Source organism: Parahaemophilus parainfluenzae (assembly GCF_001055095.1).
Classification (GTDB): domain Bacteria; phylum Pseudomonadota; class Gammaproteobacteria; order Enterobacterales; family Pasteurellaceae; genus Haemophilus_D; species Haemophilus_D parainfluenzae_Z.
In genome coordinates this window covers 42,450-65,054 of the sequence record NZ_JVHG01000015.1, presented here as the reverse complement: position 1 = coordinate 65,054, position 22,605 = coordinate 42,450, and the positions used below count along the sequence as shown (strand labels likewise).

Genomic DNA, 22,605 nt, shown 5'->3' with positions numbered 1-22,605 from the left:
AATACTTCTTTTAGTGCAATATCTTAATTGACAAAATAGCGGAAGACTTCTATCATAACACTGCCTTTCAACGTAGTTTGTTTGGAAGTCAGGATTGGTCTCCTGAATATATAAGTGGCTTTTAAAAGATTCTTAATCTTTTAATTTTATATCGCAGACTGGAACCCCAGAGATGCTTTAAATCTATGGTGGGCTAGGTAGAAATCCCGCAGGGATGCGATGCAGTAAGCCACTTGCTGTTAAGACCAATTCTGCTTAGTTCCACCACCCTTCAAAACAATCTTCAATTTTCAAACTTTCATTTAACTCACTTCGAACAAGAAATTCTCAGCTAAAGTGCGGTCATTTTTTACTTTATTTTTGGCAAAAAAATACCGACCCATTTCTGAGTCGGCATTTCATTTGGTGTGTGTTATTTCACTTTTTGTTTCATGGCTTCTGCCACAAGTTCAGCTTCAGGGCCGAGAACTACTTGTAAGCCATCGTTACCGATTTTCACGATACCTTTTGCGCCAAGAGACTTAAGCTGTTCTTCATTAATTTTGTGTTGATCGACTAAGCTTAAACGTAAGCGAGTGATACAAGCATCAATATTTTTGAAGTTATCAGCACCACCTAAAGCATCAATAAATTTGACCGCTCTTTCTTCACGAGATTGGCTCGCTGCTGGTTGTGCTGCAGTGGTTTCTTCTGCTTCTTCTGTACGACCTAATGTTTTTAAGTTGAAAGCCTTAATTGCAAAACGGAATACTGCATAGTAAATCACGAAGAATACTAAGCCTTGTACGATTAGCATATACCATTCAACGGCTAATGGGTTGCGTGATGAAAGTACCATATCCACGAGACCCGCACTGAAACCGAAGCCTGCGATCCAATGCATTGTTGCCGCGATAAAGACAGAAATACCGGTTAATACCGCGTGGATGAAGTAAAGCACTGGTGCAACAAACATGAAAGAGAATTCTAATGGCTCGGTGATACCAGTAAAGAATGAGGCAAATGCACCCGCAAGCATGATTGATGCCACTTTAGTTCTTTGGCTTGGTTTAGCGCTGAGATAAATCGCTAATGCGGCACCCGGTAAACCGAACATCATAACAGGGAAGAAACCGGCTTGATACATACCCGTTACACCAACCGTTGCAGTACCTTCAGCAAGTGATTTAGCACCACCCAAGAAGTTTGGAATGTCATTGATGCCTGCAACGTCAAACCAGAATACTGAGTTCAATGCATGGTGTAAGCCAACAGGAATGAGTAAACGGTTGAAGAAACCATAAAGACCTGCACCAACCGCGCCTAAGTCTTTAATGCTTTCACCGAATGACACTAAACCGCCGAAAATATATGGCCAGATGTAAAGCAATACGAAGCTGATGAACATCATGACAAAAGAAACAACGATTGGCACAAGGCGTTTTCCGCTAAAGAAGGAGAGTGCTTTTGGCAATTCCACTTGATAGAAACGATTATAAAGTTCAGCCGAAATCACCCCGATCAAAATTCCAATAAATTGGTTATTGATTTTCCCGAAGGCGGCTGGCACTTCACTTACGTCGATATGTTGTAGCTGAGCAACACTGCCAGGTGAAAGTAGAGTGGTTACCACATAGTAACCCACTAAACCTGAAAGTGCAGCAGAACCATGTTTGTCCTTAGATAAACCGAAAGCAACGCCAACGGCAAAAAGCAGGCCCATGTTATCGATGATAGCACCGCCTGATTTAATTAAAAATGCAGCAAGTTGACTGTTCGCGCCCCAGCCATCTGGGTCAAGCCAATAACCAATACCCATCAGTACAGCCGCTGCTGGTAAGACAGCAACAGGTACCATTAAGGCTTGCCCAATTTTTTGCGCATAACCTAACACATTCATTTTTTTCTCCTATTTATAGTAATGAAGTATTACTTCATATTCTAAAGTAAAAAAAAATATTTTGTACAAATGTGGTAACTTTATCTCAAAATTGAGAAGCCGATCACAAATTTTGAAATTACACTTCAAAAATATTTTTTTTATGGTGCAAGCTTTGCTGCGTTTTACTATAATGCTCAGAAAGCCAAAAAGGAAACCAAGTGTTACTGTCTAATGTAGGAGTTTATATGTCGAAATTATCACATAATGAAGTCTTAGATAAAATCAAATTTGGTCTTATTGCTTCTTGTCAGCCTGTTGATGACGGCCCGATGGATAAACCAGAAATCGTGGCAGCCATGGCACAGGCTTCTGCTATTGGTGGTGCAGCGGGTTTACGCATTGAGGGTGTAGAAAATCTTAAAGCAACACGCCCTACTGTGAATGTACCGATCATTGGTATTGTGAAACGTGATTTACCTGACAGCCCTGTACGAATTACCCCGTTTTTGCATGATATTGAAGATTTAGCGAAAGCCGGAGCAGACATTATCGCCGTGGATGGTACGAATCGCCCTAGACCGGTAGATATTGAAAGTGCGGTTAAAAAAATCCACGAATTAGGCTGTTTGGCCATGGCGGATTGTTCGAATTTAGAAGAAGGCTTGTACTGTCAAAAACTCGGTTTTGATATTGTGGGCAGTACGATGTCTGGCTACACAGGTGGCACTGTGCCGGAAGAGCCTGATTATCAATTAGTTAAAGATTTGAAAGCAGCAGGCTGTCGAGTCATGGCGGAAGGACGTTATAACACCCCTGAATTGGCGAAAACGGCCATTGAAATTGGTGCTTATTGCGTGACTGTAGGTTCTGCATTAACTCGTTTAGAGCATATCGTAAGTTGGTTTACAGAAGCCATTCATTCAGCAAAAAAATAAAGGAAGAAGATATGTCATTAACAGTGGATAGTGGTCAGACATTACAGCGTTGTTTGGCATTAGATATTGGTGGCACGAAAATCGCTTCTGCTATAGTGAAAAATGGTGAAATTCAACAGCGAAAACAGATTTCCACGCCACAAGATGATGCTGCGCAAGCGATGCATCAAACCCTTGCTCAGTTGTTAAAAGAATATGAAGGGCAGTTTGATTATGTCGCCGTTGCTTCAACGGGCATTATTAATCAAGGCATTCTGACCGCACTTAACCCTAAAAACTTGGGTGGATTAGCCCAATTCCCATTAAAAGACAGTATTGCACAGCACACCGATAAACCAATTGGCTTACTTAATGATGTACAAGCTGCAGCCTATGCCGAGTATCAACTACAAAATCCTAATGATGTTCAAAACTTTACCTTTATTACGGTTTCTACAGGCGTAGGGGGCGGTTTAATTTTAAATCATCGTTTACTTACTGAGCCAAATGGCATAGCAGGACATATTGGTCATACTTTAGCCGATCCTAATGGCCCCGTTTGTGGATGTGGTCGCCGTGGTTGTGTTGAAGCCATTGCATCTGGTCGCGCGATTGAAGCGGTTTCTTCTCAGTGGGATGAGCCTTGTGATCCGAAAGAAGTCTTTGCGCGTTTCCGTCAAAATGATGAAAAAGCGACCGCACTTGTGACTCGTTCAGCCCAAGCTATTGCGAATTTAATTGCGGATTTGAAGATTGGATTAGACATGCAAAAGGTCGTGGTGGGCGGTAGTGTCGGGTTGGCGGAAGGTTATTTACCGTTGGTTCAATCTTTATTAAGTGAACTTCCCGCTGTTTATCACTGCGAATTAGAAAGTGCTCAATTTGGACAAGATGCAGGCTTGATTGGTGCGGCGTACTGGGTAAAAGATTGCTTATTACAAGCAAAAAATACGGGAGTGGTTTATGGCTAAAAACGGCAATATTTTAAATACCATCAGCTCGTTGTATCGCAGTTTAACGAAGACGGAAAAGAAAATTGCGGATGCAATTTTATTGAATCCTGATCTTGCAGTGCAAGCGCCTTTAGCTGAAATTGCCGCCCATTTAGAAGTCGGGGAAGCAACCTTTGTGCGTTTTTGTCGCACTCTCGGCTTTAAAGGCTTCAGTGATTTTAAATTGGAATTATCCATCGAGCTTGCGACGAAAGATGGCAAAGATAATACCGTATTAGATTCAGATATTACCGATTCTGACAACTCATTGAATATTGCACATAAGCTGAAATCTGCCATCAATAACGTGATGGATGAAACCATTAATTTATTAGATTTTGAGCAGTTGGAAGAGGCAGTAAAAGCTATTCAACAAGCGAATCGTGTTTTCTTATTTGGTGTGGGTACATCTGGTATTACCGCGGAAGATGCCAAAAATAAACTGATGCGTATCGGTGTGCAAGTCGATGCGACAGGTAACAACCATTTTATGTATATGCAGGCATCTTTATTGACGAAAAAAGATGTGGCAATTGGTTTGAGCCATTCTGGTTATTCTCAAGAAACCACTCATACCATGAAAATCGCCAAAGAAAATGGCGCCAAAACCATTGCGATTACGCACAGTTTGCGTTCACCCATCACAGAATATGCCGATCTTGTTTTAGTGAATGGCAATAAGCAAGGCAAGCTACAAGGCGACTCTATTGGCACGAAGATTGCTCAATTATTTGTATTAGATTTGATTTATGCTTTATTGGTACAGGCATCGCAGGAAAGTGCGGTCAAAATAAAGCAAAAAACATTAAATGTCATTTTAGAACAACGTATTAAATAGGAGAGAAAAATGCGTAACTTAAAAGGTATTTTTAGTGCGTTATTAGTATCATTCAATGAAGATGGCTCTATCAATGAAAAAGGCTTACGCGAGATTATTCGCTATAACATTGATAAGATGAAAATTGATGGTTTATATGTAGGCGGCTCAACAGGTGAAAACTTTATGCTTTCTACGGAAGAGAAAAAACAAATTTTCCGTATTGCGAAAGATGAAGCAAAAGACCAAGTCGCGTTAATCGCACAAGTGGGTAGCGTGAACTTACATGAAGCAGTGGAATTAGGTAAATATGCAACCGAATTAGGCTATGACAGTCTTTCTGCGGTAACACCGTTCTACTACAAATTTAGTTTCCCTGAAATCAAACATTACTACGACACTATTATTGCGGAAACAGGCAATAACATGATCGTGTACTCAATTCCGTTCTTAACAGGTGTGAACATGGGTATTGAGCAATTTGGCGAACTTTATAAAAACCCGAAAGTGCTTGGTGTGAAATTTACCGCTGGGGACTTCTATTTATTAGAACGTTTGAAAAAAGCTTATCCAAATCACCTCATTTGGGCTGGTTTTGATGAAATGATGGTTCCTGCAGTATCTCTCGGTGTAGATGGTGCGATCGGTAGTACATTCAACGTTAATGGTGTACGCGCAAGACAAATCTTTGAATTAACCAAACAAGGTAAATTGGCTGATGCGCTTCAAGTTCAACATGTGACCAATGATCTTATCGAAGGCATTTTAGCGAATGGCTTATATCTCACTATCAAAGAGTTATTGAAATTAGAAGGTGTGGATGCAGGTTATTGTCGTGAGCCAATGACAGCGAAAGCAACGCCAGAGCAATTAGCGAAAGCGAAAGAGTTAAAAGCAAAATATTTATAAATTAATGGAAAAGTGACCGCACTTACTTCTTTCCTCTCTCTATAGCGGGGAGGAAAGAATGTCTGTGTGGTACCGATAAGGAAGGTTATTATGCGTCTCATTCCTCTGAACAATGAACAACAAGTCAGCCGTTGGGCGGCGCGTCATATTGCTGATCGAATTAATCATTTTAAACCTACCGCAGAACGTCCTTTTGTATTAGGTTTACCAACAGGTGGTACGCCACTTAAGACCTATCAAGAATTGATTAAATTAAATCAAGCGGGAGAAGTGAGTTTTAAATATGTGGTGACCTTCAATATGGATGAATATGTGGGCTTGCCAAAAGAACATCCAGAAAGCTATCACAGTTTTATGCATAATAATTTCTTCAACCATATTGATATTCAACCGCAAAATATCAATATTTTAAATGGTAATACCAATGACCATGATGAAGAATGCCGCCGTTATGAAGAAAAAATTAAATCTTATGGCAAAATTCATTTATTTATGGGCGGAGTAGGTGTTGACGGACATATTGCCTTTAATGAACCTGCATCTTCTTTAAGTTCGCGTACCCGTATTAAAACTTTAACGCCAGATACTATTATCGCGAATTCTCGTTTCTTTAATAATGACGTAAATCAAGTGCCAAAATATGCCTTAACAATCGGTGTGGGTACATTACTTGATGCTGAAGAAGTGATGATTTTAGCAACGGGTCATAATAAAGCCTTAGCTGTGCAAGCCGCCGTAGAAGGCAGTATTAATCACCTTTGGACAGTGAGTGCTTTACAGCTTCATCGTCATTTCGTTTTGGTATGTGATGAGCCTGCATTGCAAGAATTGAAAGTCAAAACAGTGAAATATTTTACTGAATTGGAAGGACGCGCGATTCATAGTGTATTATAAGTGCGGTTAATTTTAATTGGATTTTAGGAAGGTATGATGAAGTATGCATTAATTAACAGTGTAATCTACACGAAAAATGAAGTGTTAAGAGATTATGCAGTGGTTATTGAAGGGGAATATATTCAATCCGTTATTCCACAAAGCGAATTAGAAAGTGGAATTAAAACCATTGATTTACAAGGGCATAATCTCACAGCCGGCTTTATTGATCTGCAATTAAACGGCTGCGGCGGCGTGATGTTTAACGATCAAACAAGCGTAGAAACATTAGAAATTATGCAAGCCACTAATTTGAAATCAGGCTGTACCAGTTTCTTACCAACGTTTATTACTGCACCAGATGAAGATATCAAACGCGCAGTAAATATTATGCGCGAGTATTTAAATAAGCATAAAAATCAAGCGCTTGGCTTACACATCGAAGGCCCTTATTTAAGTCTTGAGAAAAAAGGCGTGCATCGCCCGGAATATATCCGTGAAGCGACACCAGAGATGAAAGATTTCTTATGTGATAATGCGGATGTTATCACCAAACTGACCATTGCCGCTGAAAATCCAACGGTACAATATATTCCTGACTTTGTAAAAGCGGGTATTATCGTATCTATAGGTCATTCTAATGCAACTTATGAAGTAGCAAAAGCCGCCTTTCATAAAGGGGCAACCTTTGCGACACACTTGCATAATGCGATGTCGCCGATCAGTTCAGGACGTGCGATGGGCGTAGTTGGCGCAGTGTTAGATTCCGATGTTTACACGGGAATTATTGTAGATGGTGTGCATGTGAATTTTGGTAATGTTCGCTTAGATAAAAAAGCGAAAGGTGACAAACTTTGCATTGTAACCGATTCTCTTGCAGCTGCAGGTGCACCACCTGAATTGGAAACTTTCACTTTTGTAGGAAAACCGATTTATGTGAAAGAAGGTCGTTGCTACGATGCAAATGGTACGATTGCGGGTGCATCGATTACCATGATGGAATCTATTAAGAATGCTGTAGAGTATGTAGAAATTCCATTAGCGGAAGCAATTCGCATGAGTAACCTTTACCCAGCAAGAGCGATTGGCGTAGATGATCGTTTAGGCTCTGTTGAAGCAGGTAAAGTCGCAAACTTAGCGGTATTCACAAAAGATTATGACGTGATAGGTACCGTATTGAATGGTGAATGGAAACCAAACTAAAGTGCGGTCAAAAATAGCATTGTTTTAAACGTAATCCGATCCTTAAACCGATCGGATTATTTTTTATGGTTGCAATTCGGTGATCTTACCAGTATCCACTTGGAACAATTTTCCTTTTCCCACTTGCATCTCTTTGAGCTGGCCTTGCGTGATGGCCGTAACAAAGACTTGAGAACCACTTTGTTGCAAGCGTTCAGCAAGCAGGGCTCGTTTATGTTGATCCAATTCAGAGGCAAAGTCATCAATTAAAAAGATACAATGACGTTGTTTTTGAATCATTAAGTGTTCACCTTGTGCTAAACGTAGTGCACACATCAATAATTTTAATTGACCACGAGAGAGCACATCTTCCACGGGGAGTCCATTGGCTTTAAAGCGGAAATCGGCTTTTTGTGGACCTGAAACCGTATAGCCAATGGCTTTATCTCTCTCAAAGTTTTGCGCCAATAATTCACCATATTCAGTCTCTTTTTCCCACCCTTGATGAAAACTCACAGTAATCTCTAATTCGGGTAAAAATAACTGGCAGGTTTTTTCGATCTCAGGACGTAAGGCTTCTGCATATTCAGCGCGCCAATCACTCACTTGATGGGCTAATTTAGCTAATTCAATGTCCCATATTTTTATTGCAGAATAAGGCTGATTTTGACTGAGAGCGGCATTTCGTTGTTTTAATAAACGGTTTAAGGCAACCCAAGAGGAATGAAAGCTATTATGGTGGTGGAATAAGCCCCAATCTAAAAATGCACGTCGAAAACTTGGTCCGCCATTTAATAGGGTAAGTCCTTCAGGCGTAATTAATTGCATGGGTAAAAGGTGAGCGAGATCGGCAATTTTATTGCCGTCTTCACCATTTATTTTTGCAATGGTATTACCTTGACGAAGTTTTTGTAAGCCGACAGACCATTGATGCTGACTTTCTTGAATTTGGCCAAAAAGCGTGAAATGAGGTTCGTCGTAAGAAATGATGCGATTTGCGACCGCACTTTTGAAAGAGCGCCCATGCCCGAGATAAAAAATTGCTTCTAATAAGCTCGTTTTTCCGCTGCCGTTATTACCAACTAAAAAGTTAAAGCCGTGATCAAATTTAAGATCCACGGCATTTAAATTTCTAAATTTTTCAACAATTAAGCGGGAAATGGCCATTATTTCTAGAGGCGCATTGGCATAATGACGTATTCTGCGCTTGCATCTTCGCTGTTTTCAATTAAACAGCTTGATGACGCATCAGTGAGGCGAATACGTACTTGTTGGCATTTTAAGGCGTTTAATACATCTAAAATGTAAGTCACATTAAAGCCCACTTCCATTTCCTCACCTTGGTAATTCACATCCACGATTTCTTCTGCCACTTCATGTTCTGGGTTAGATGCGGTAATTTTAAGTTGGTTTTCACTTAAGTTTAAACGCACACTACGTACACGTTCATTTGAAAGGATAGAAGCGCGTACAAAAGCTTGTTTTAAGGTTTCCCAGTTTCCTTCTACGATACGAGTTGCATTACGTGGTAAAACTCGACGGTAATCAGGGAAGCGACCATCAATGAGTTTTGAGGTAAACACAATGTGGTTTAAGTGAATACGAAGATTATTAGTACCGATTTGCAAACGAGCAAGTTCGTCACTGCTTTCTAATAAGCGATTCAGTTCTAATACACCTTTACGTGGCAGAATAACTGAATGTGTTTGCAGATCTTGATCTAATTCGATCGTACAAACCGCAAGACGGTGACCGTCAGTTGCAACAGTACGTAATAAATTACCTTCCGTTTCAAATTTCATGCCGTTTAAGAAATAGCGGGCATCCTGATTTGCCATTGAAAATTGGGTGGCTTCAATTAAACGACGCAAGGTGCTTTGCGGTAAGGCAAAATCCACTTCAGATTGCCAATCCGTCAGATTTGGATATTCTTCAGCGGGTAGCGTAGTGAGATTAAACTTACTGCGACCAGACTCAACAATGGCACGATCTTCTTCAAAGGTAACGGTAATTTCAAATTCATCTGATAGCGTGCGGCAAATATCCAAGAATTTTTTAGCCGGAATGGTGAACGCACCATCAGCGGTTGAAGATGAAAGTTGAGTATAGCTAGAAAGCTCAACTTCAAGGTCTGTACCTGTAATCGTTAAACGGTTATCTTCAATTTGTAATAACACGTTGTTTAATACAGGAATATTCGGACGATTGCTTAATACGCCACAAACTTGCTGTAAGGGTTTTAGTAGATTTTCTCTTGAAATGCTAAATTGCATCATTGGCTCCTTATGCAGATAAGGTGCGAATTAAATTCGCCCAATCTTCTTGAATACTGCTGTCTTTTTCACGGAATTTTGGCACTTCACGGCAGGCATTTAAGACTGTCGTATGGTCGCGTTCAAAGGCTCGGCCAATTTCCGGTAAGCTTTTATTGGTTAATTCTTTTGCTAACGCCATCGCAATTTGGCGTGGGCGAGTGACTGATCTTGCTCTGCTTTTTGATTTTAAATCCGCCACTTTAATTCGATAGTATTCTGCCACGACTTTCTGAATATTTTCAATGGTTACCAAACGTTCTTGTAAAGCGAGAATATCTTTTAATGTGTCACGCACAAAATCAATATCAATGTGACCACCCTTGAAGTCTTGCATCGCTTTCACACGGTTTAATGCGCCTTCTAATTCACGAACATTCGTGCGTAAACGTTGTGCAATAAAGAATGCCACTTCTTCCGGCAGTTCCATATGATGTTCTTCTGCTTTTTTCAGCAAAATCGCAACTCGAGTTTCTAAATCAGGTGGTTCAATCGCAGTGGTTAAACCCCAACCGAAACGAGATTTTAAGCGTTCTTCAATTTTTTCAATTTCTTTTGGATAGCGGTCAGAAGTCAAAATGATTTGACGTCCAGTTTCAAATAAACTATTGAAAATATGGAAAAATTCTTCTTGTGTTTTTTCTTTTTCTGCGAAGAATTGAATATCATCCACTAATAATGCATCAAGAGAACGATAGAATTTTTTGAATTGATCCATTTTATTATCACGCATCGCTTTTACCATGTGCTGCATAAAATTATTAGCATGGATATAAAGCACTCTGGCATTCGGTTTATTCGCTAAAATGCCATTACCGATTGCGTGTAATAAGTGAGTTTTACCTAAACCTGTCCCCCCATATAAAAAGAATGGGTTTGCTGTTGGTTCACCAGGCGCAAGAGCGAGTTTTTGACCTACTGCACGGGCGAGTTGGTTTGATTTACCTTCAACAAAGTTTTCAAATAAATGTTTACGATTTAAGTGTGATTCAAATTTAGTTGGCGCATCAGATTCTTGCTGAAAACCCACCGCACTTTCTTGATGGTTAGCTGTTTGAGTTAGGGACGACTCAACTGCTTTTGGAGCCGGTTTTACCCCCTCTTTTACGATAATTTGTAAATTTGGATTTTTAGCAAGGGCTTGGCAAATTTGATGAATTTGAGCTAAGTAATGATTTTCCACCCAGCTTTTCACAAACATATTTGACGCATATAACACCACTTGATCTTGCGAGATGACATCCGCTTGTAATGGGCGTAACCAAGTGCTGAGATCCATCGGAGAAACCTGATCTTGTAGTTGTGATAAGCAATCTTGCCATAGGGTAGAAAGGCTCACGATAAATTATCCTTATGTTATATGCGTATAAAATAAAAGCCGCAAAAGTGCGGTTAAAAATCGAGGAGAATTTTACAATAATTTAGGCAAAAGATCTTCTGTTGGTCGTCAAAAAAAGACAAAAAGGTTGCTTGAGATTTTGTCCAAAATCCGTATAATCCCCACGATTTTAGAAGAAACAGAAGATTATTTCGGAATTTTCTCTTTTCTTATTTGACGAAAGCCCAATTTATGATTAAAATTGCGGTCTATTTTTTATAACCCTTGTTGTGTTTTGAATATCAAAACAGTAAACCATTTTGATTTAGGTAGATTACAATGAAACGTACATTTCAACCTTCTGTATTAAAACGTAGCCGTACTCACGGTTTCCGTGCTCGTATGGCAACTAAAAACGGCCGTCAAGTTTTAGCTCGTCGTCGTGCTAAAGGTCGTAAGAGTTTATCTGCATAATCACCTCTTTTAGTGATTAAGCTAAACTTCTCTCGGGAGTTACGATTGTTAACTCCCACTCAATTCAAAAATGTCTTCGAACAACCGTTTCGAGCAAGCACCCCTGAAATTACCATTCTCGCACGCAAAAATAATCTTGAGCATCCACGCTTAGGTTTAACTGTGGCTAAAAAACATCTTAAACGAGCACATGATCGTAATCGTATCAAACGTTTAGTTCGTGAAAGTTTTCGTTTATCCCAACATAATTTGCCTTCTTGTGACTTTGTCTTTGTGGCGAAACGTGGCATTGGTCAGCTTGATAATAAAACGTTTTTACAAACTTTGGATAAATTATGGGCACGTCACATTCGTTTGGCACAAAAATCCTCATCGCTTTAATTAAGTTTTATCAAGTAGCGATTAGCCCTTTAATCGGGCCCCGTTGTCGTTTTGTGCCAACCTGTTCTTGCTATGGTATTGAGGCGTTAAAAACACATGGATTGTTAAAAGGTAGTTGGCTTACGCTAAAACGTGTATTAAAATGTCACCCCTTAAGCGCCGGTGGATTCGATCCTGTTCCGCCGAAAAAGATTAATAATAACGATGAGAAAAAATAATGGACTCAAGACGTAGCCTATTAGTGCTTGCACTACTCTTTATTTCTTTCCTTGTTTATCAGCAATGGCAACTTGATAAAAATCCACCTGTTCAACAACAGACCACGGAACAAACAACAGCCGCCTCTTCTGATGTCCCGGCAAGTTCTTCTTCATCTGCTGAAGTAGTGGCAGATTCACAAACAAAAGGTCAAATTATCACATTAGAAAATGATGTACTCCGTTTGAAAGTGGATACATTAGGTGGTGATGTAATCAGTTCTGAACTATTAAAATATGATGCGGAATTAGGTTCAAAAGAACCTTTCGTCTTGTTAAAAGATACAAACGAGCATGTTTACATTGCACAAAGCGGTTTAATTGGTAAAGACGGGATCGATACAAAAGCAGGTCGCGCGCAATATCAAGTTACGGGTGATAATTTCAAATTAGCAGAAGGTCAAAATGAACTTTCTGTGCCATTAACATTTGAAAAAGATGGTGTGACTTATCATAAAATCTTTGTGTTAAAACGCGATAGCTACGATGTAGGGGTTAACTTTGAAATTGTGAACCAAAGTGGTAGCACAATTGAAGTTGAACCTTACGGCCAATTAAAACACACATTAGTTGAAAGCAGCGGTAACGTGGCAATGCCTACTTATACCGGTGGTGCGTATTCTTCTTCAGAAACCAATTACAAAAAATACAGCTTCAGCGATATGAAAGACAAAAATCTTTCTATCGATACCAAAGCAGGTTGGGTTGCTATTTTACAACACTATTTCGTATCAGCTTGGATCCCAAATCAAGATGTAAATAACCAACTTTATAGTATTACAGACAGCAAAAATAACGTTGCGTCTATTGGTTATCGTGGTCCAGTCGTTTCTATTCCAGCAGGTGCAACAGAGACTATTACCAGCTCATTATGGACAGGTCCGAAATTACAAAACAAAATGGCTGAAGTGGCTAACCACTTAGACTTAACTGTTGATTATGGTTGGGCATGGTTTATCGCGAAACCATTATTCTGGTTATTAACTTTCATTCAAAGTATTGTATCTAACTGGGGTGTGGCAATTATTTGTGTCACCTTAGTGGTTAAAGCGATTTTATATCCGCTTACAAAAGCACAATACACTTCTATGGCGAAAATGCGTATGTTGCAACCAAAAATGCAAGAAATGCGTGAACGTTTTGGTGATGATCGCCAACGTATGAGCCAAGAAATGATGAAACTTTACAAAGAAGAAAAAGTAAATCCACTTGGCGGTTGCTTACCATTAATCCTCCAAATGCCAATTTTCATTGCATTATACTGGACGTTTATGGAAGCTGTTGAACTTCGCCATGCGCCATTCTTTGGTTGGATTCAAGATTTATCTGCACAAGACCCTTACTACATTCTCCCAATCTTAATGGGTGGATCAATGTTCTTGTTACAAAAAATGTCACCTACACCAGTTGCCGATCCAATGCAACAAAAAGTGATGAACTTTATGCCGTTGATTTTCATGTTCTTCTTCCTCTGGTTCCCGGCAGGTCTAGTACTTTACTGGTTAGTGTCTAACTTAATCACTATCGTACAACAACAAATGATCTACCGTGGTTTAGAGAAAAAAGGGTTACATACCCGTAAAAAATAACAGATAGAAGGCATCGAAAGATGCCTTTTTTCTATCATTGATTGATATATAATCACATGGGCGTATTAATGCGCCCTCTCATTTTTTTATCGCAGATAAAAGTGCGGTCAATTTTTAGTGAGTTTTTATGAAAGAAACAATCGTCGCACAAGCGACAGCGCCTGGTCGTGGCGGTATTGGTATTTTGCGTGTATCAGGCCCAAAAGCGGTTGAGGTTGCACAAGCGGTACTAGGTAAATGTCCTAAACCACGAATGGCAGACTATTTACCTTTTAAAGATGCTGATGACACAGTTTTAGATCAAGGTATTGCGCTTTATTTTAAATCACCTAATTCCTTTACTGGTGAAGACGTACTGGAATTACAAGGCCATGGTGGACAAGTGGTATTAGATTTGTTGCTAAAACGAATCTTACAACTTGATGGCGTTCGTCTTGCACGTCCAGGTGAATTTTCTGAACAGGCTTTTTTAAACGATAAATTAGATTTAGCTCAAGCAGAAGCGATCGCGGATTTAATTGATGCCACTTCGGAGCAAGCTGCTCGTTCAGCATTAAAATCATTACAAGGTGAATTTTCTAATAAAGTGAATCAGTTAGTGGATTCCGTGATTTATCTTCGTACTTATGTGGAAGCGTCGATTGATTTCCCCGATGAAGAAATTGACTTTTTGGCAGACGGTAAAATCGAAGCAAAATTACGAGAAATCATCAATCAACTTGATTTAGTCCGTAGCGAAGCGAAACAAGGCTCAATTTTACGTGAAGGGATGAGAGTGGTGATTGCCGGTCGTCCAAATGCAGGTAAATCAAGTTTACTGAATGCTTTAGCGGGTAGAGAAGCGGCTATTGTGACGGATATTGCAGGGACAACGCGTGATGTGTTGCGTGAGCATATTCATATTGATGGCATGCCTTTACATATTATTGATACCGCAGGACTTCGTGAAGCGACAGATGAAGTTGAACGTATCGGGATCTCACGTGCGTGGACTGAAATTGAGCAAGCCGACCGTATTATCTTAATGTTAGATAGTAGCGATCCTGATAGCCAAAATATTGAAAAAGTGCGGTCAGAATTTTTATCAAAATTGCCAAGTAATATGCCGGTGACCATTGTCCGCAATAAAGTAGATTTAAGCGGCGAGACAGTTGGACTAAAAGAAGAAAATGGAACAACGACCGTTTGTTTATCGGCTCAAACACATCAAGGCGTAGATTTATTACGTGAGCATTTAAAACAGGTGATGGGTTTCCAAACTGGCATGGAAGGCGGTTTCTTAGCGCGACGTCGTCATCTTGATGCCTTAGAAAAAGCGGCAGAACATTTACAAATTGGATTAGTCCAATTAACCGAGTTTCATGCAGGTGAATTATTGGCGGAAGAACTTCGTTTAGTACAAGCTAATCTCAGTGAAATTACGGGGCAATTTACCTCGGATGATTTACTCGGTAACATTTTCAGCTCTTTTTGTATTGGAAAATAGGTTTTAGGTTATGACTTTTCATATGTTGTGGGTCATAGCTTTGGGGCTTTCTATGGATGCATTTGCGGTATCCATTTCCAAAGGTTTGGCAATGCGCGCTTTTCGGTGGAAACAAGCACTGGCCATTGCATGCTGTTTTGGACTATTTCAAGGCATTATGCCCGCAATCGGCTATGTTGTTGGGCTTCAATTTAGTCAGATGATTCAAAATTGGGATCATTGGATTGCCTTTGCTTTACTTGCGATTATCGGTGTGAATATGATTCGAGAAGGGCTGAGCTCAGATGATGAACCTGTACCCTCATTGATTAGTTTAAAGCACCTACTAACACTTGGTGTGGCAACGAGCATTGATGCGCTAGCCGTTGGTGTCTCTTTTGCTTTTCTTTCCGTGGACATTTTGTTGGCTGTCTTTATCATTGGTTTAATCATCTTTGTCATCTCTTTTATTGGTGTAAAGAGCGGTCATTTTTTAGGGAAAAAATTCAAAAGCAAAGCAGAGATTTTTGGCGGTTTAGTGTTATTAGTCATGGCTGTGAAAATCCTACACGAACATGGTGTTTTTTAAGTGCGAATTTTCGCCTTTTAGATTATAATCTTACGAACTTTGTCTTTTTTAAAAGGGTAATAATTGAATGTTAATTGAAAAAATGCATGGCATCGCCCATAGCTTTATCGGAAAAGCGATCTTTGCTTTAATTCCAGTTTCATTTTTGATTGGTGGGATGTCAGGTTATCTGTATAGCAGCAGTGAGAGTTTTGCGGCAAAAGTAAATGGCGAGACTATCTCTCAACAAGATTTCTTAAATCGTTATAACCAAGAGTTTGAAGCGCGAGCTCAACAAGAAGGCGAGAGCTTCCTAGCAAAAACTGACTCTGTGGAATTTGTGACTGCACTTCGTCAAAATTTAATTCAACGTTTGGTGGATCAAGAATTAATCCGTCAATATGCGAAAGAATTAAAATTAGGTGTAAGTGATGAGATGATCAAACGTGCGATTGTGAGCGATCCTAACTTACAATCTAATGGTAAATTTGATAACGCGCGTTATCAACAATTATTGACTCAAAATGGTTTAACATCCGATACTTATGCGGCTATTTTACGTAATGCATTAACACTTGAACAAATGCAAAACGGTTTGGCGGACAGTGAGTTTGTCGTGCCGGCTCAAGTCAAAGATAATGCACAAGTCTTTTTCCAAAAACGTATCGCTCGTCTTGCAACTCTTCCATTAGCCGATGAAATTGCAAAACAAAAAGTGACGGACGAAGAAATTAAAGCGTATTACGATGCGAATGCGAAATCACTTGTTCAACCTGAACAGGCTAAAGTCCAATATATTCGCGTCTCAGCAAATGCATTAGGTAAATTACAACCAGTAACTGAAACGCAAATTGCGCAATATTATCAAGAAAATAAAGCGCAATTCATTAGCCAAAAATTAGCACATATTCAATTATCAACTGAGAAAGAAGCGGATGCCGTTTATCAAGAACTGCAAAAAGGCGCTGATTTTGCTGAGTTAGCAAAAACAAAATCCATTGATAAACTTTCTGGTGCTCAAGGCGGTGAATTAGGTTGGGTAAAAGACAACGAATTACCGAAAAACTTTGAAGATGCAGCATTATTGTTAAATGTTGGTCAATACAGCACACCGGTTAATGTGGATGGGGCTTACCATATTATTTTAGTGCAAGATCGTAAAGAACGTACTTTAGAAGAAGTGAAAGAACAAATCGCAGAGACTGTACGTAAAAACTTAGCAGAAAGCCGCTTCCAAGCAGTAGAAAAAGCGGTTCGTGAAAAAGCAGCAGAAAGTAGTGATTCATTAGCTGCGGTAGCTGAAGCGGCAGGCGTGAAAGTGGAAGAAACGGATTACTTTGGTAAAAATAATGTCCCTGCGGCATTAAATTTCCCAAATGTGACTTCTGCTATTTTTGAATCTGATATTGCAAACGGCGGTGCAAATTCTGAGCCATTAACTGTAGGTGAAAATGAATTTGTAGTGGTACGTGTCGTGGATCACAAAGATGAAGGTTTACAAAGCCTTGATGAAGCAAAATCAACGATTGAGCAATTCTTAAAACGTGAAAAAGCCGATAAAGTATTAGTTGAAAAAGCAGAGCAAGCGGTTAAAGCGCTATCAGCCGATCCAACCAAATTACCTGCAGGTATTAGCTTTGGTGAGCCACAAACCTTTACCTTAGTAGATAATAAAGATCCAGTGCTTTATGAAGGTGTATTTGCTATTGCAAAACCACAAGATGGTAAAGCGGCTTATCAAGTTGCTCGTAACAGCAAAGGTGATGTGGTTGTGGTTGCTCTTGAACGTGTAGAAGAGCCTACTTTAAGTGAACAAGAATTAGCGAAATTTAGCACTCAACTTGTTCTTGCACGTCAAGGTGAATTGCAAGGACAGTTAATGCAAGCATTACGTGAAAAAGCACAAATTGAGATTAATAACACCTTTATTAATCAAGATGATTCAGAAGAAGGTGCCTCTCACTAAGTTGATTGAAATGTCATTCATCATCAATTTCTGATGGAAAATAAAAGCAAAGTGCGGTAAATTTTGACCGCACTTTTTTATATAAAATAAGGAGAAGACTATGGCTCAAGAAACCATTTTCAGCAAAATTATTCGCAAAGAAATTCCGGCCAATATTGTTTATCAAGATGAATTAGTAACCGCATTCCGTGATATTTCACCTCAAGCGAAAACCCATATTTTGATTATCCCTAATAAAGTGATTCCAACGGTGAATGATGTGACAGAACAAGATGAGGTTACCTTGGGTCGCTTATTTACTGTTGCGGCTAAAATTGCTAAAGAAGAAGGCATTGCCGAAGACGGTTATCGTTTAATTGTGAACTGTAATAAACATGGTGGACAAGAAGTATTCCATATTCATATGCATCTTGTTGGTGGTGAACCTTTAGGTAGAATGTTGGCGAAATAATGAAAAAGATCCTAATTACAGCAACGGTATTATTTTTAACGGCTTGTTCATCTGCACCAAATATTGTGGGAACCAATAAGCCAATTTTAAATATGGCGGCAAATTTAGCACCGGCTTTAGATGTTGATTTGTCTGATAATACAGCGGCTTTAAAAAATAAAACTACACAACAACTCAATGTTCTTTACCATCTTTATTGGTATAACACACAAGGTGTAACGCAAGTTTGGCCGAATCAGCAAGAAAGCCAATCAGGCAATATTTTATTGCAACCACAAGAAAAGAAAGTGTTTGAACTACCAAAACCAAGCACAGAAAGTAGCAATTATCGTCTTTACTTACAATAGTTTATGTCCACATTATTAATTGACCTTGAAGGTCATGAACTCAAACAAGAAGAAGTTGAATTACTGGAACATCCTTTAGTTGCTGGGTTGATTTTATTTACCCGCAATTTTTATGATCGTCAGCAAGTTCAAGCGTTAATTAAATCCATTCGTCAACGAGTGAAAAAGCCTTTATTGATCACTGTCGATCAAGAAGGTGGTCGCGTGCAACGTTTCCGTGAAGGGTTCACTCAGCTCCCTGCAATGCAGGCTTTTGCGACATTAGTTAAGGATTCAACTCAGCAACAGAAAATAGCGAAAGAAGCGGGTTGGCAAATGGCGGCTGAAATGGTGGCGCTAGATATTGATTTAAGTTTTGCTCCGGTGTTGGATTTGGGTCATGAATGTCGTGCGATTGGTGATCGTAGTTTTGGCTGTGATGTAAAAAGTGCGGTCAATTTGGCGGCTGCTTTTATTGATGGTATGCACCAAGCAGGCATGGCAACAACGGGAAAACATTTCCCTGGGCATGGTCATGTTTTAGCCGATTCTCATCTTGAAACCCCTTATGATGAGCGTGCAAAAGAAGTGATTTTTAATCATGATATTTTGCCATTCCAGCAGTTAATTCAACAGAGTAAGCTTGATGCGATTATGCCGGCTCACGTGATTTATACACAATGTGATAGCCAGCCAGCAAGTGGTTCGACTTATTGGTTAAAAGAAATTTTGCGTAAACAGTTGGGCTTCCAAGGGGCGATTTTCTCTGATGATTTAGGCATGAAGGGCGCAGGTTTTATGGGGGATTTTGTGGCTCGTAGTGAAAAAGCCTTGAATGCTGGTTGTGACTTATTATTGCTTTGTAATGAACGAGAAGGTGTCATCCAAGTGCTTGATAATCTGAAGTTAGAGGAAACCACAGAGCATTTTGCAGCACGCCAAGCTCGCTTGAAATCGCTCTTTAAACAAAAATCCTTTGATTGGTCAGAACTCATCAAAACTTCTCGTTGGATTGAAAATCATCAAAAACTGACCGCACTTCAACAAGAGTGGCTTGCTTCTAAATGATTGATTGCCATCATTATCAAAAAGGCGATTGCCGTTCTTGTCAATGGCTTGAAATGCCTTATGAGCAGCAACTCGCCAAGAAAGAAGAGGATCTTAAACAACAACTTGCCAAATTAGATTGTGATAATTTAATTTGGCATCCGCCTTTTTATTCCTCCGAGTATGCCTTTCGTAATAAAGCGAAAATGGTGGTAAGTGGCGCGGTGGAACGTCCTATTTTAGGTATTTTACAAGACCCGAATGATCCACAAAGTGCGGTGGATTTATGTGATTGCCCGCTTTATCCGCAACGCTTTGTAGAGATATTCCCAATTATAAAAGATTTTATTGGGCGCGCTGGTTTAGTCCCTTATAACGTGGCTAAACAAAAAGGTGAGCTCAAATATATTCTGCTCACAGAAAGCCAACATACAAAAAAATTGATGTTGCGTTTTGTATTACGTTCAGAAACTAAATTGCCGTTAATTCAACGTGAATTTGCAGGGCTATTGGAAAAATTACCACAACTTGAAGTGGTGAGTGTGAATATCCAACCCCAACATGCAGCGATCTTAGAAGGTGAGAAAGAAATCTTTTTGACGAACCAACATACTTTATTGGAAAGTTTTAATGGTATTCCGCTCTTTATTCGCCCTCAAGGTTTCTTTCAAACGAACCCACTAGTAGCACAAGGATTATATGCAACGGCGCAAGATTGGGTGCAAGATTTGCCGATTACTAAACTTTGGGATCTCTTTTGTGGAGCAGGTGGTTTTGGACTTCATTGTGCCAAAGCTTTACAAGATAAACATCAACAAGAAGTGGAATTGACTGGGATTGAAATTTCCCCATCAGCTATTCAAGCGGCGACTCTATCCGCCCAGGTGTTAGGGTTAAACAACGTTAAATTCCAATCTTTGGATGCGGCTAATTTTGCTTTAACACAAGATGAAAACAAACCCGATTTAGTGATCGTCAATCCGCCTCGTCGAGGCATCGGAAAGGAACTTTCTGAATTTCTCAATGAAATGCAACCGCACTTTATTCTTTATTCCAGTTGCAATGCGATTTCCATGGGAAAAGATTTGCAGCATCTAACCAATTATAAACTTACTCAAATTCAATTATTTGATATGTTCCCGCATACAGCGCATTATGAAGTACTGACATTGCTGAAACTCAATTCCTAATAAAAAAGCTAACATCTCTGTTAGCTTTTTTTATTTAAAAATTTAATCGCACTTTTATTTTGCTATAAACCAGGGCAATTAAGAAAAATAAAGCTTGTAACAAAATAATGCATGCACCAGTGGACGCATCAAAATGATAGCTAAGTAGGACGCCTAGTAGGCTTGCAGTTACAGCACTGATGATAGCGATAATAAGCATCTTATCGAAGCGATTTGTTAAGGTTAGCGCGGTGATGCCCGGTGCAATTAGCATGGCTACAACCAAAATCACCCCAACAACTTGCATCGTACTCACAATGGTGAGTGCAAGCAGGGTGAGTAGTCCATAATGCAATAATTTAGGCGAGAGACCCGCAACGCGAGCATGGCTAGGATCAAAGCAATAAAGCAGAAAATCACGACGCTTTAATCCAAGTAAAATAAAAATGATCAAGGCGATGATAGCCGTTTGAATCAGCTCTTGTTGGCTTACACCCAGTACGTTTCCGAATAAGATGTGTGTAAGATGTTGTGAGGTTTGGATTTTAGTGAACAGCACCAACCCAATGGCAAACATTCCCGAAAATACAATTCCCATCGCGGTATCTTCTTTGATTCGACTGTTCTCTTTTAAATAACCTACCCCTAAGGCACAGGCAATACCTGAGATAAAGGCACCAATCACTAATGGAATACCCGCTAGAAAAGCCAAGACAATCCCAGGTAGTACAGCATGGGAAATGGCATCGCCCATCAATGACCATCCTTTCAACACCAAATAGCAAGAGAGTAGTGCACAAATCACGGCAACCACTAATGCGGTGAGTAGCGCATTTTGCATGAAGGCAAATTGAAATGGCTCAACGAAAATAGTGAACATCTCAGTCATAATCCACCACCTTACGTCGTTTTTGACTGATTAATCCGTATTTGGGCGAGAATAGAAAAGCCAATAAAAATAACAAGGTTTGTAATGTTACGATGACACCACCTGTTGCGCCATCCAGATAATAGCTTAAATAGACACCGACGAAACCAGTGATTGCGCCTAATGCTACGGCAATTTTGATAAGAGTTTTGAACTTGTCAGTAAGTAAATAGGCGGTTGCGCCTGGTGTGATTACCATCGCAATCACTAAAATCGCCCCGACAGTTTGTAATGCCGCAACGACACAAGCACTCAAGAGTGTAAAAAAGAGAACTTTGTAAAACAGTGGTGAAAGTCCAACTGTAATTGCTTGTGTTTCATCAAAGAAAATCAGTAACAGATCCTTCCAAAAAATAAGCAATAAGACCAAGCAAATCAACATAATGATAGCTACTTGATAAATATCTTCATCAGCAATCCCGAGGATATTACCGAGAATGATGTTTTGCACATTTATTGAAGTTGGATTCAGAGAAATAATCAACAATCCCAAGGCAAAGAATGTGCTGAAAATAAAGCCGATAACGGCATCTTCTTTGAGTTTAGAAATGGATTTGATCCATAAAATGGAAAGTGCGGCCAAAATTCCGGCAAAAAAAGCACCTAAAGCATAGGGGAGTGAAAAGGCATAAGCTATCGCCACACCCGGAACCACGGAATGAGAGAGCGCGTCGCCAATTAATGACCAGCCTTTCAACATTAAATAGGCAGAAAGAAAGGCACAAATGCCACCAACTGCGGCACTTATCCACATGGCTTTTTGCATATATTCATAGGAGAAAGGTTCCAGTAAATATTCAAGCATG

General features: G+C 39.7%; 23 protein-coding genes. 17 read left to right on the top strand and 6 right to left on the bottom strand.

Annotated elements, in window-relative coordinates; all coding sequences use genetic code 11:
• Positions 1–412: 412 nt before the first annotated feature.
• The gene (gene nagE / locus ADA56_RS04185) at positions 413–1,879 is read right to left on the bottom strand and encodes an N-acetylglucosamine-specific PTS transporter subunit IIBC (protein ID WP_014064025.1); all 1,467 of its coding nucleotides are present in this window, start codon (positions 1,877–1,879) and stop codon (positions 413–415) included.
• A 227-nt stretch (positions 1,880–2,106) separates the two neighbouring features.
• Between nagE and ADA56_RS04180 the strand changes: the two genes are divergently transcribed.
• The 6 genes from ADA56_RS04180 (at position 2,107) to nagA (ending at position 7,569) form a co-directional block, all read left to right on the top strand.
• Positions 2,107–2,796, top strand: a complete 690-nt coding sequence (locus tag ADA56_RS04180; protein WP_049369444.1) for an N-acetylmannosamine-6-phosphate 2-epimerase — start codon at positions 2,107–2,109, stop codon at positions 2,794–2,796.
• Positions 2,797–2,807: 11 nt separating this feature from the next.
• Positions 2,808–3,746 (top strand): N-acetylmannosamine kinase, encoded by a 939-nt coding sequence (locus ADA56_RS04175; protein ID WP_049369443.1) that lies wholly within the window; start codon positions 2,808–2,810, stop codon positions 3,744–3,746.
• Positions 3,739–4,605 carry a MurR/RpiR family transcriptional regulator gene (locus ADA56_RS04170; RefSeq protein ID WP_005698439.1) on the top strand — a complete coding sequence of 289 codons (867 nt, stop codon included), beginning with the start codon at positions 3,739–3,741 and terminating at the stop codon, positions 4,603–4,605. The genes ADA56_RS04175 and ADA56_RS04170 overlap by 8 nt, the downstream gene beginning before the upstream one ends.
• 9 nt (positions 4,606–4,614) lie before the next feature.
• Positions 4,615–5,493 (top strand): N-acetylneuraminate lyase, encoded by an 879-nt coding sequence (gene nanA, locus ADA56_RS04165; protein WP_049367080.1) that lies wholly within the window; start codon positions 4,615–4,617, stop codon positions 5,491–5,493.
• Between the two features lie 90 nt (positions 5,494–5,583).
• Positions 5,584–6,387 carry a glucosamine-6-phosphate deaminase gene (nagB, locus tag ADA56_RS04160; RefSeq protein ID WP_049369442.1) on the top strand — a complete coding sequence of 268 codons (804 nt, stop codon included), beginning with the start codon at positions 5,584–5,586 and terminating at the stop codon, positions 6,385–6,387.
• Positions 6,388–6,423: 36 nt separating this feature from the next.
• Positions 6,424–7,569: an N-acetylglucosamine-6-phosphate deacetylase gene (nagA, locus tag ADA56_RS04155; protein ID WP_005698404.1), complete on the top strand. Its 1,146-nt coding sequence runs from the start codon at positions 6,424–6,426 to the stop codon at positions 7,567–7,569.
• A 63-nt stretch (positions 7,570–7,632) separates the two neighbouring features.
• On the opposite strand, the gene recF is transcribed toward nagA, so the two are convergent.
• From recF to dnaA, 3 genes are read right to left on the bottom strand one after another with little or no spacing between them, the layout of a single operon-like run.
• The gene (recF, locus tag ADA56_RS04150) at positions 7,633–8,715 is read right to left on the bottom strand and encodes a DNA replication/repair protein RecF (RefSeq protein ID WP_049369440.1); all 1,083 of its coding nucleotides are present in this window, start codon (positions 8,713–8,715) and stop codon (positions 7,633–7,635) included.
• A gap of 5 nt (positions 8,716–8,720) precedes the next feature.
• Positions 8,721–9,821, bottom strand: a complete 1,101-nt coding sequence (gene dnaN / locus ADA56_RS04145) for a DNA polymerase III subunit beta (RefSeq protein WP_014064018.1) — start codon at positions 9,819–9,821, stop codon at positions 8,721–8,723.
• 10 nt (positions 9,822–9,831) lie between these two features.
• Entirely contained in the window at positions 9,832–11,199 is a 1,368-nt protein-coding gene (gene dnaA, locus ADA56_RS04140) for a chromosomal replication initiator protein DnaA (protein ID WP_049369438.1), read from the bottom strand.
• A gap of 318 nt (positions 11,200–11,517) precedes the next feature.
• On the opposite strand from dnaA, the gene rpmH reads away from it, so the two are divergent.
• The 11 genes from rpmH to rlmC all read left to right on the top strand — a co-directional run bounded on the left by rpmH (position 11,518) and on the right by rlmC (position 20,892).
• Complete coding sequence (rpmH, locus tag ADA56_RS04135) at positions 11,518–11,652, top strand: 50S ribosomal protein L34 (protein WP_005539760.1); 135 nt, start codon at positions 11,518–11,520, stop codon at positions 11,650–11,652.
• Between the two features lie 12 nt (positions 11,653–11,664).
• Positions 11,665–12,033 (top strand): ribonuclease P protein component, encoded by a 369-nt coding sequence (gene rnpA / locus ADA56_RS04130; protein WP_049369437.1) that lies wholly within the window; start codon positions 11,665–11,667, stop codon positions 12,031–12,033.
• Positions 11,988–12,251 carry a membrane protein insertion efficiency factor YidD gene (yidD, locus tag ADA56_RS04125; RefSeq protein WP_005695569.1) on the top strand — a complete coding sequence of 88 codons (264 nt, stop codon included), beginning with the start codon at positions 11,988–11,990 and terminating at the stop codon, positions 12,249–12,251. The genes rnpA and yidD overlap by 46 nt, the downstream gene beginning before the upstream one ends.
• Positions 12,251–13,879, top strand: coding sequence for a membrane protein insertase YidC (gene yidC / locus ADA56_RS04120; RefSeq protein ID WP_049369435.1), 1,629 nt, complete (start codon positions 12,251–12,253; stop codon positions 13,877–13,879). The genes yidD and yidC overlap by 1 nt, the downstream gene beginning before the upstream one ends.
• Positions 13,880–14,006: 127 nt before the next feature.
• A complete protein-coding gene (gene mnmE / locus ADA56_RS04115) occupies positions 14,007–15,365 on the top strand; it encodes a tRNA uridine-5-carboxymethylaminomethyl(34) synthesis GTPase MnmE (RefSeq protein WP_049369433.1) in 1,359 nt (452 codons plus the stop codon).
• Positions 15,366–15,375: 10 nt separating this feature from the next.
• Complete coding sequence (locus ADA56_RS04110; protein ID WP_049369432.1) at positions 15,376–15,933, top strand: manganese efflux pump MntP family protein; 558 nt, start codon at positions 15,376–15,378, stop codon at positions 15,931–15,933.
• Positions 15,934–16,000: 67 nt separating this feature from the next.
• Positions 16,001–17,878, top strand: a complete 1,878-nt coding sequence (gene ppiD / locus ADA56_RS04105; protein WP_049369431.1) for a peptidylprolyl isomerase — start codon at positions 16,001–16,003, stop codon at positions 17,876–17,878.
• Positions 17,879–17,978: 100 nt separating this feature from the next.
• On the top strand, positions 17,979–18,329 hold the full coding sequence (hinT, locus tag ADA56_RS04100) for a purine nucleoside phosphoramidase (RefSeq protein ID WP_005695575.1): 351 nt from the start codon (positions 17,979–17,981) through the stop codon (positions 18,327–18,329).
• The gene (locus ADA56_RS04095; RefSeq protein ID WP_049363082.1) at positions 18,329–18,676 is read left to right on the top strand and encodes a DUF1425 domain-containing protein; all 348 of its coding nucleotides are present in this window, start codon (positions 18,329–18,331) and stop codon (positions 18,674–18,676) included. Before hinT ends, ADA56_RS04095 begins: the two co-directional genes overlap by 1 nt.
• Positions 18,677–18,679: 3 nt before the next feature.
• Complete coding sequence (nagZ, locus tag ADA56_RS04090; protein WP_049369429.1) at positions 18,680–19,723, top strand: beta-N-acetylhexosaminidase; 1,044 nt, start codon at positions 18,680–18,682, stop codon at positions 19,721–19,723.
• Positions 19,720–20,892 carry a 23S rRNA (uracil(747)-C(5))-methyltransferase RlmC gene (gene rlmC, locus ADA56_RS04085; protein ID WP_049369427.1) on the top strand — a complete coding sequence of 391 codons (1,173 nt, stop codon included), beginning with the start codon at positions 19,720–19,722 and terminating at the stop codon, positions 20,890–20,892. The genes nagZ and rlmC overlap by 4 nt, the downstream gene beginning before the upstream one ends.
• Before the next feature lie 34 nt (positions 20,893–20,926).
• Here the strand turns inward: rlmC and ADA56_RS04080 are convergent, their stop codons facing one another.
• Positions 20,927–21,760 carry a metal ABC transporter permease gene (locus ADA56_RS04080; RefSeq protein ID WP_049369426.1) on the bottom strand — a complete coding sequence of 278 codons (834 nt, stop codon included), beginning with the start codon at positions 21,758–21,760 and terminating at the stop codon, positions 20,927–20,929.
• Complete coding sequence (locus ADA56_RS04075) at positions 21,753–22,604, bottom strand: metal ABC transporter permease (protein ID WP_049369424.1); 852 nt, start codon at positions 22,602–22,604, stop codon at positions 21,753–21,755. Before ADA56_RS04075 ends, ADA56_RS04080 begins: the two co-directional genes overlap by 8 nt.
• Position 22,605: the final 1 nt, after the last annotated feature.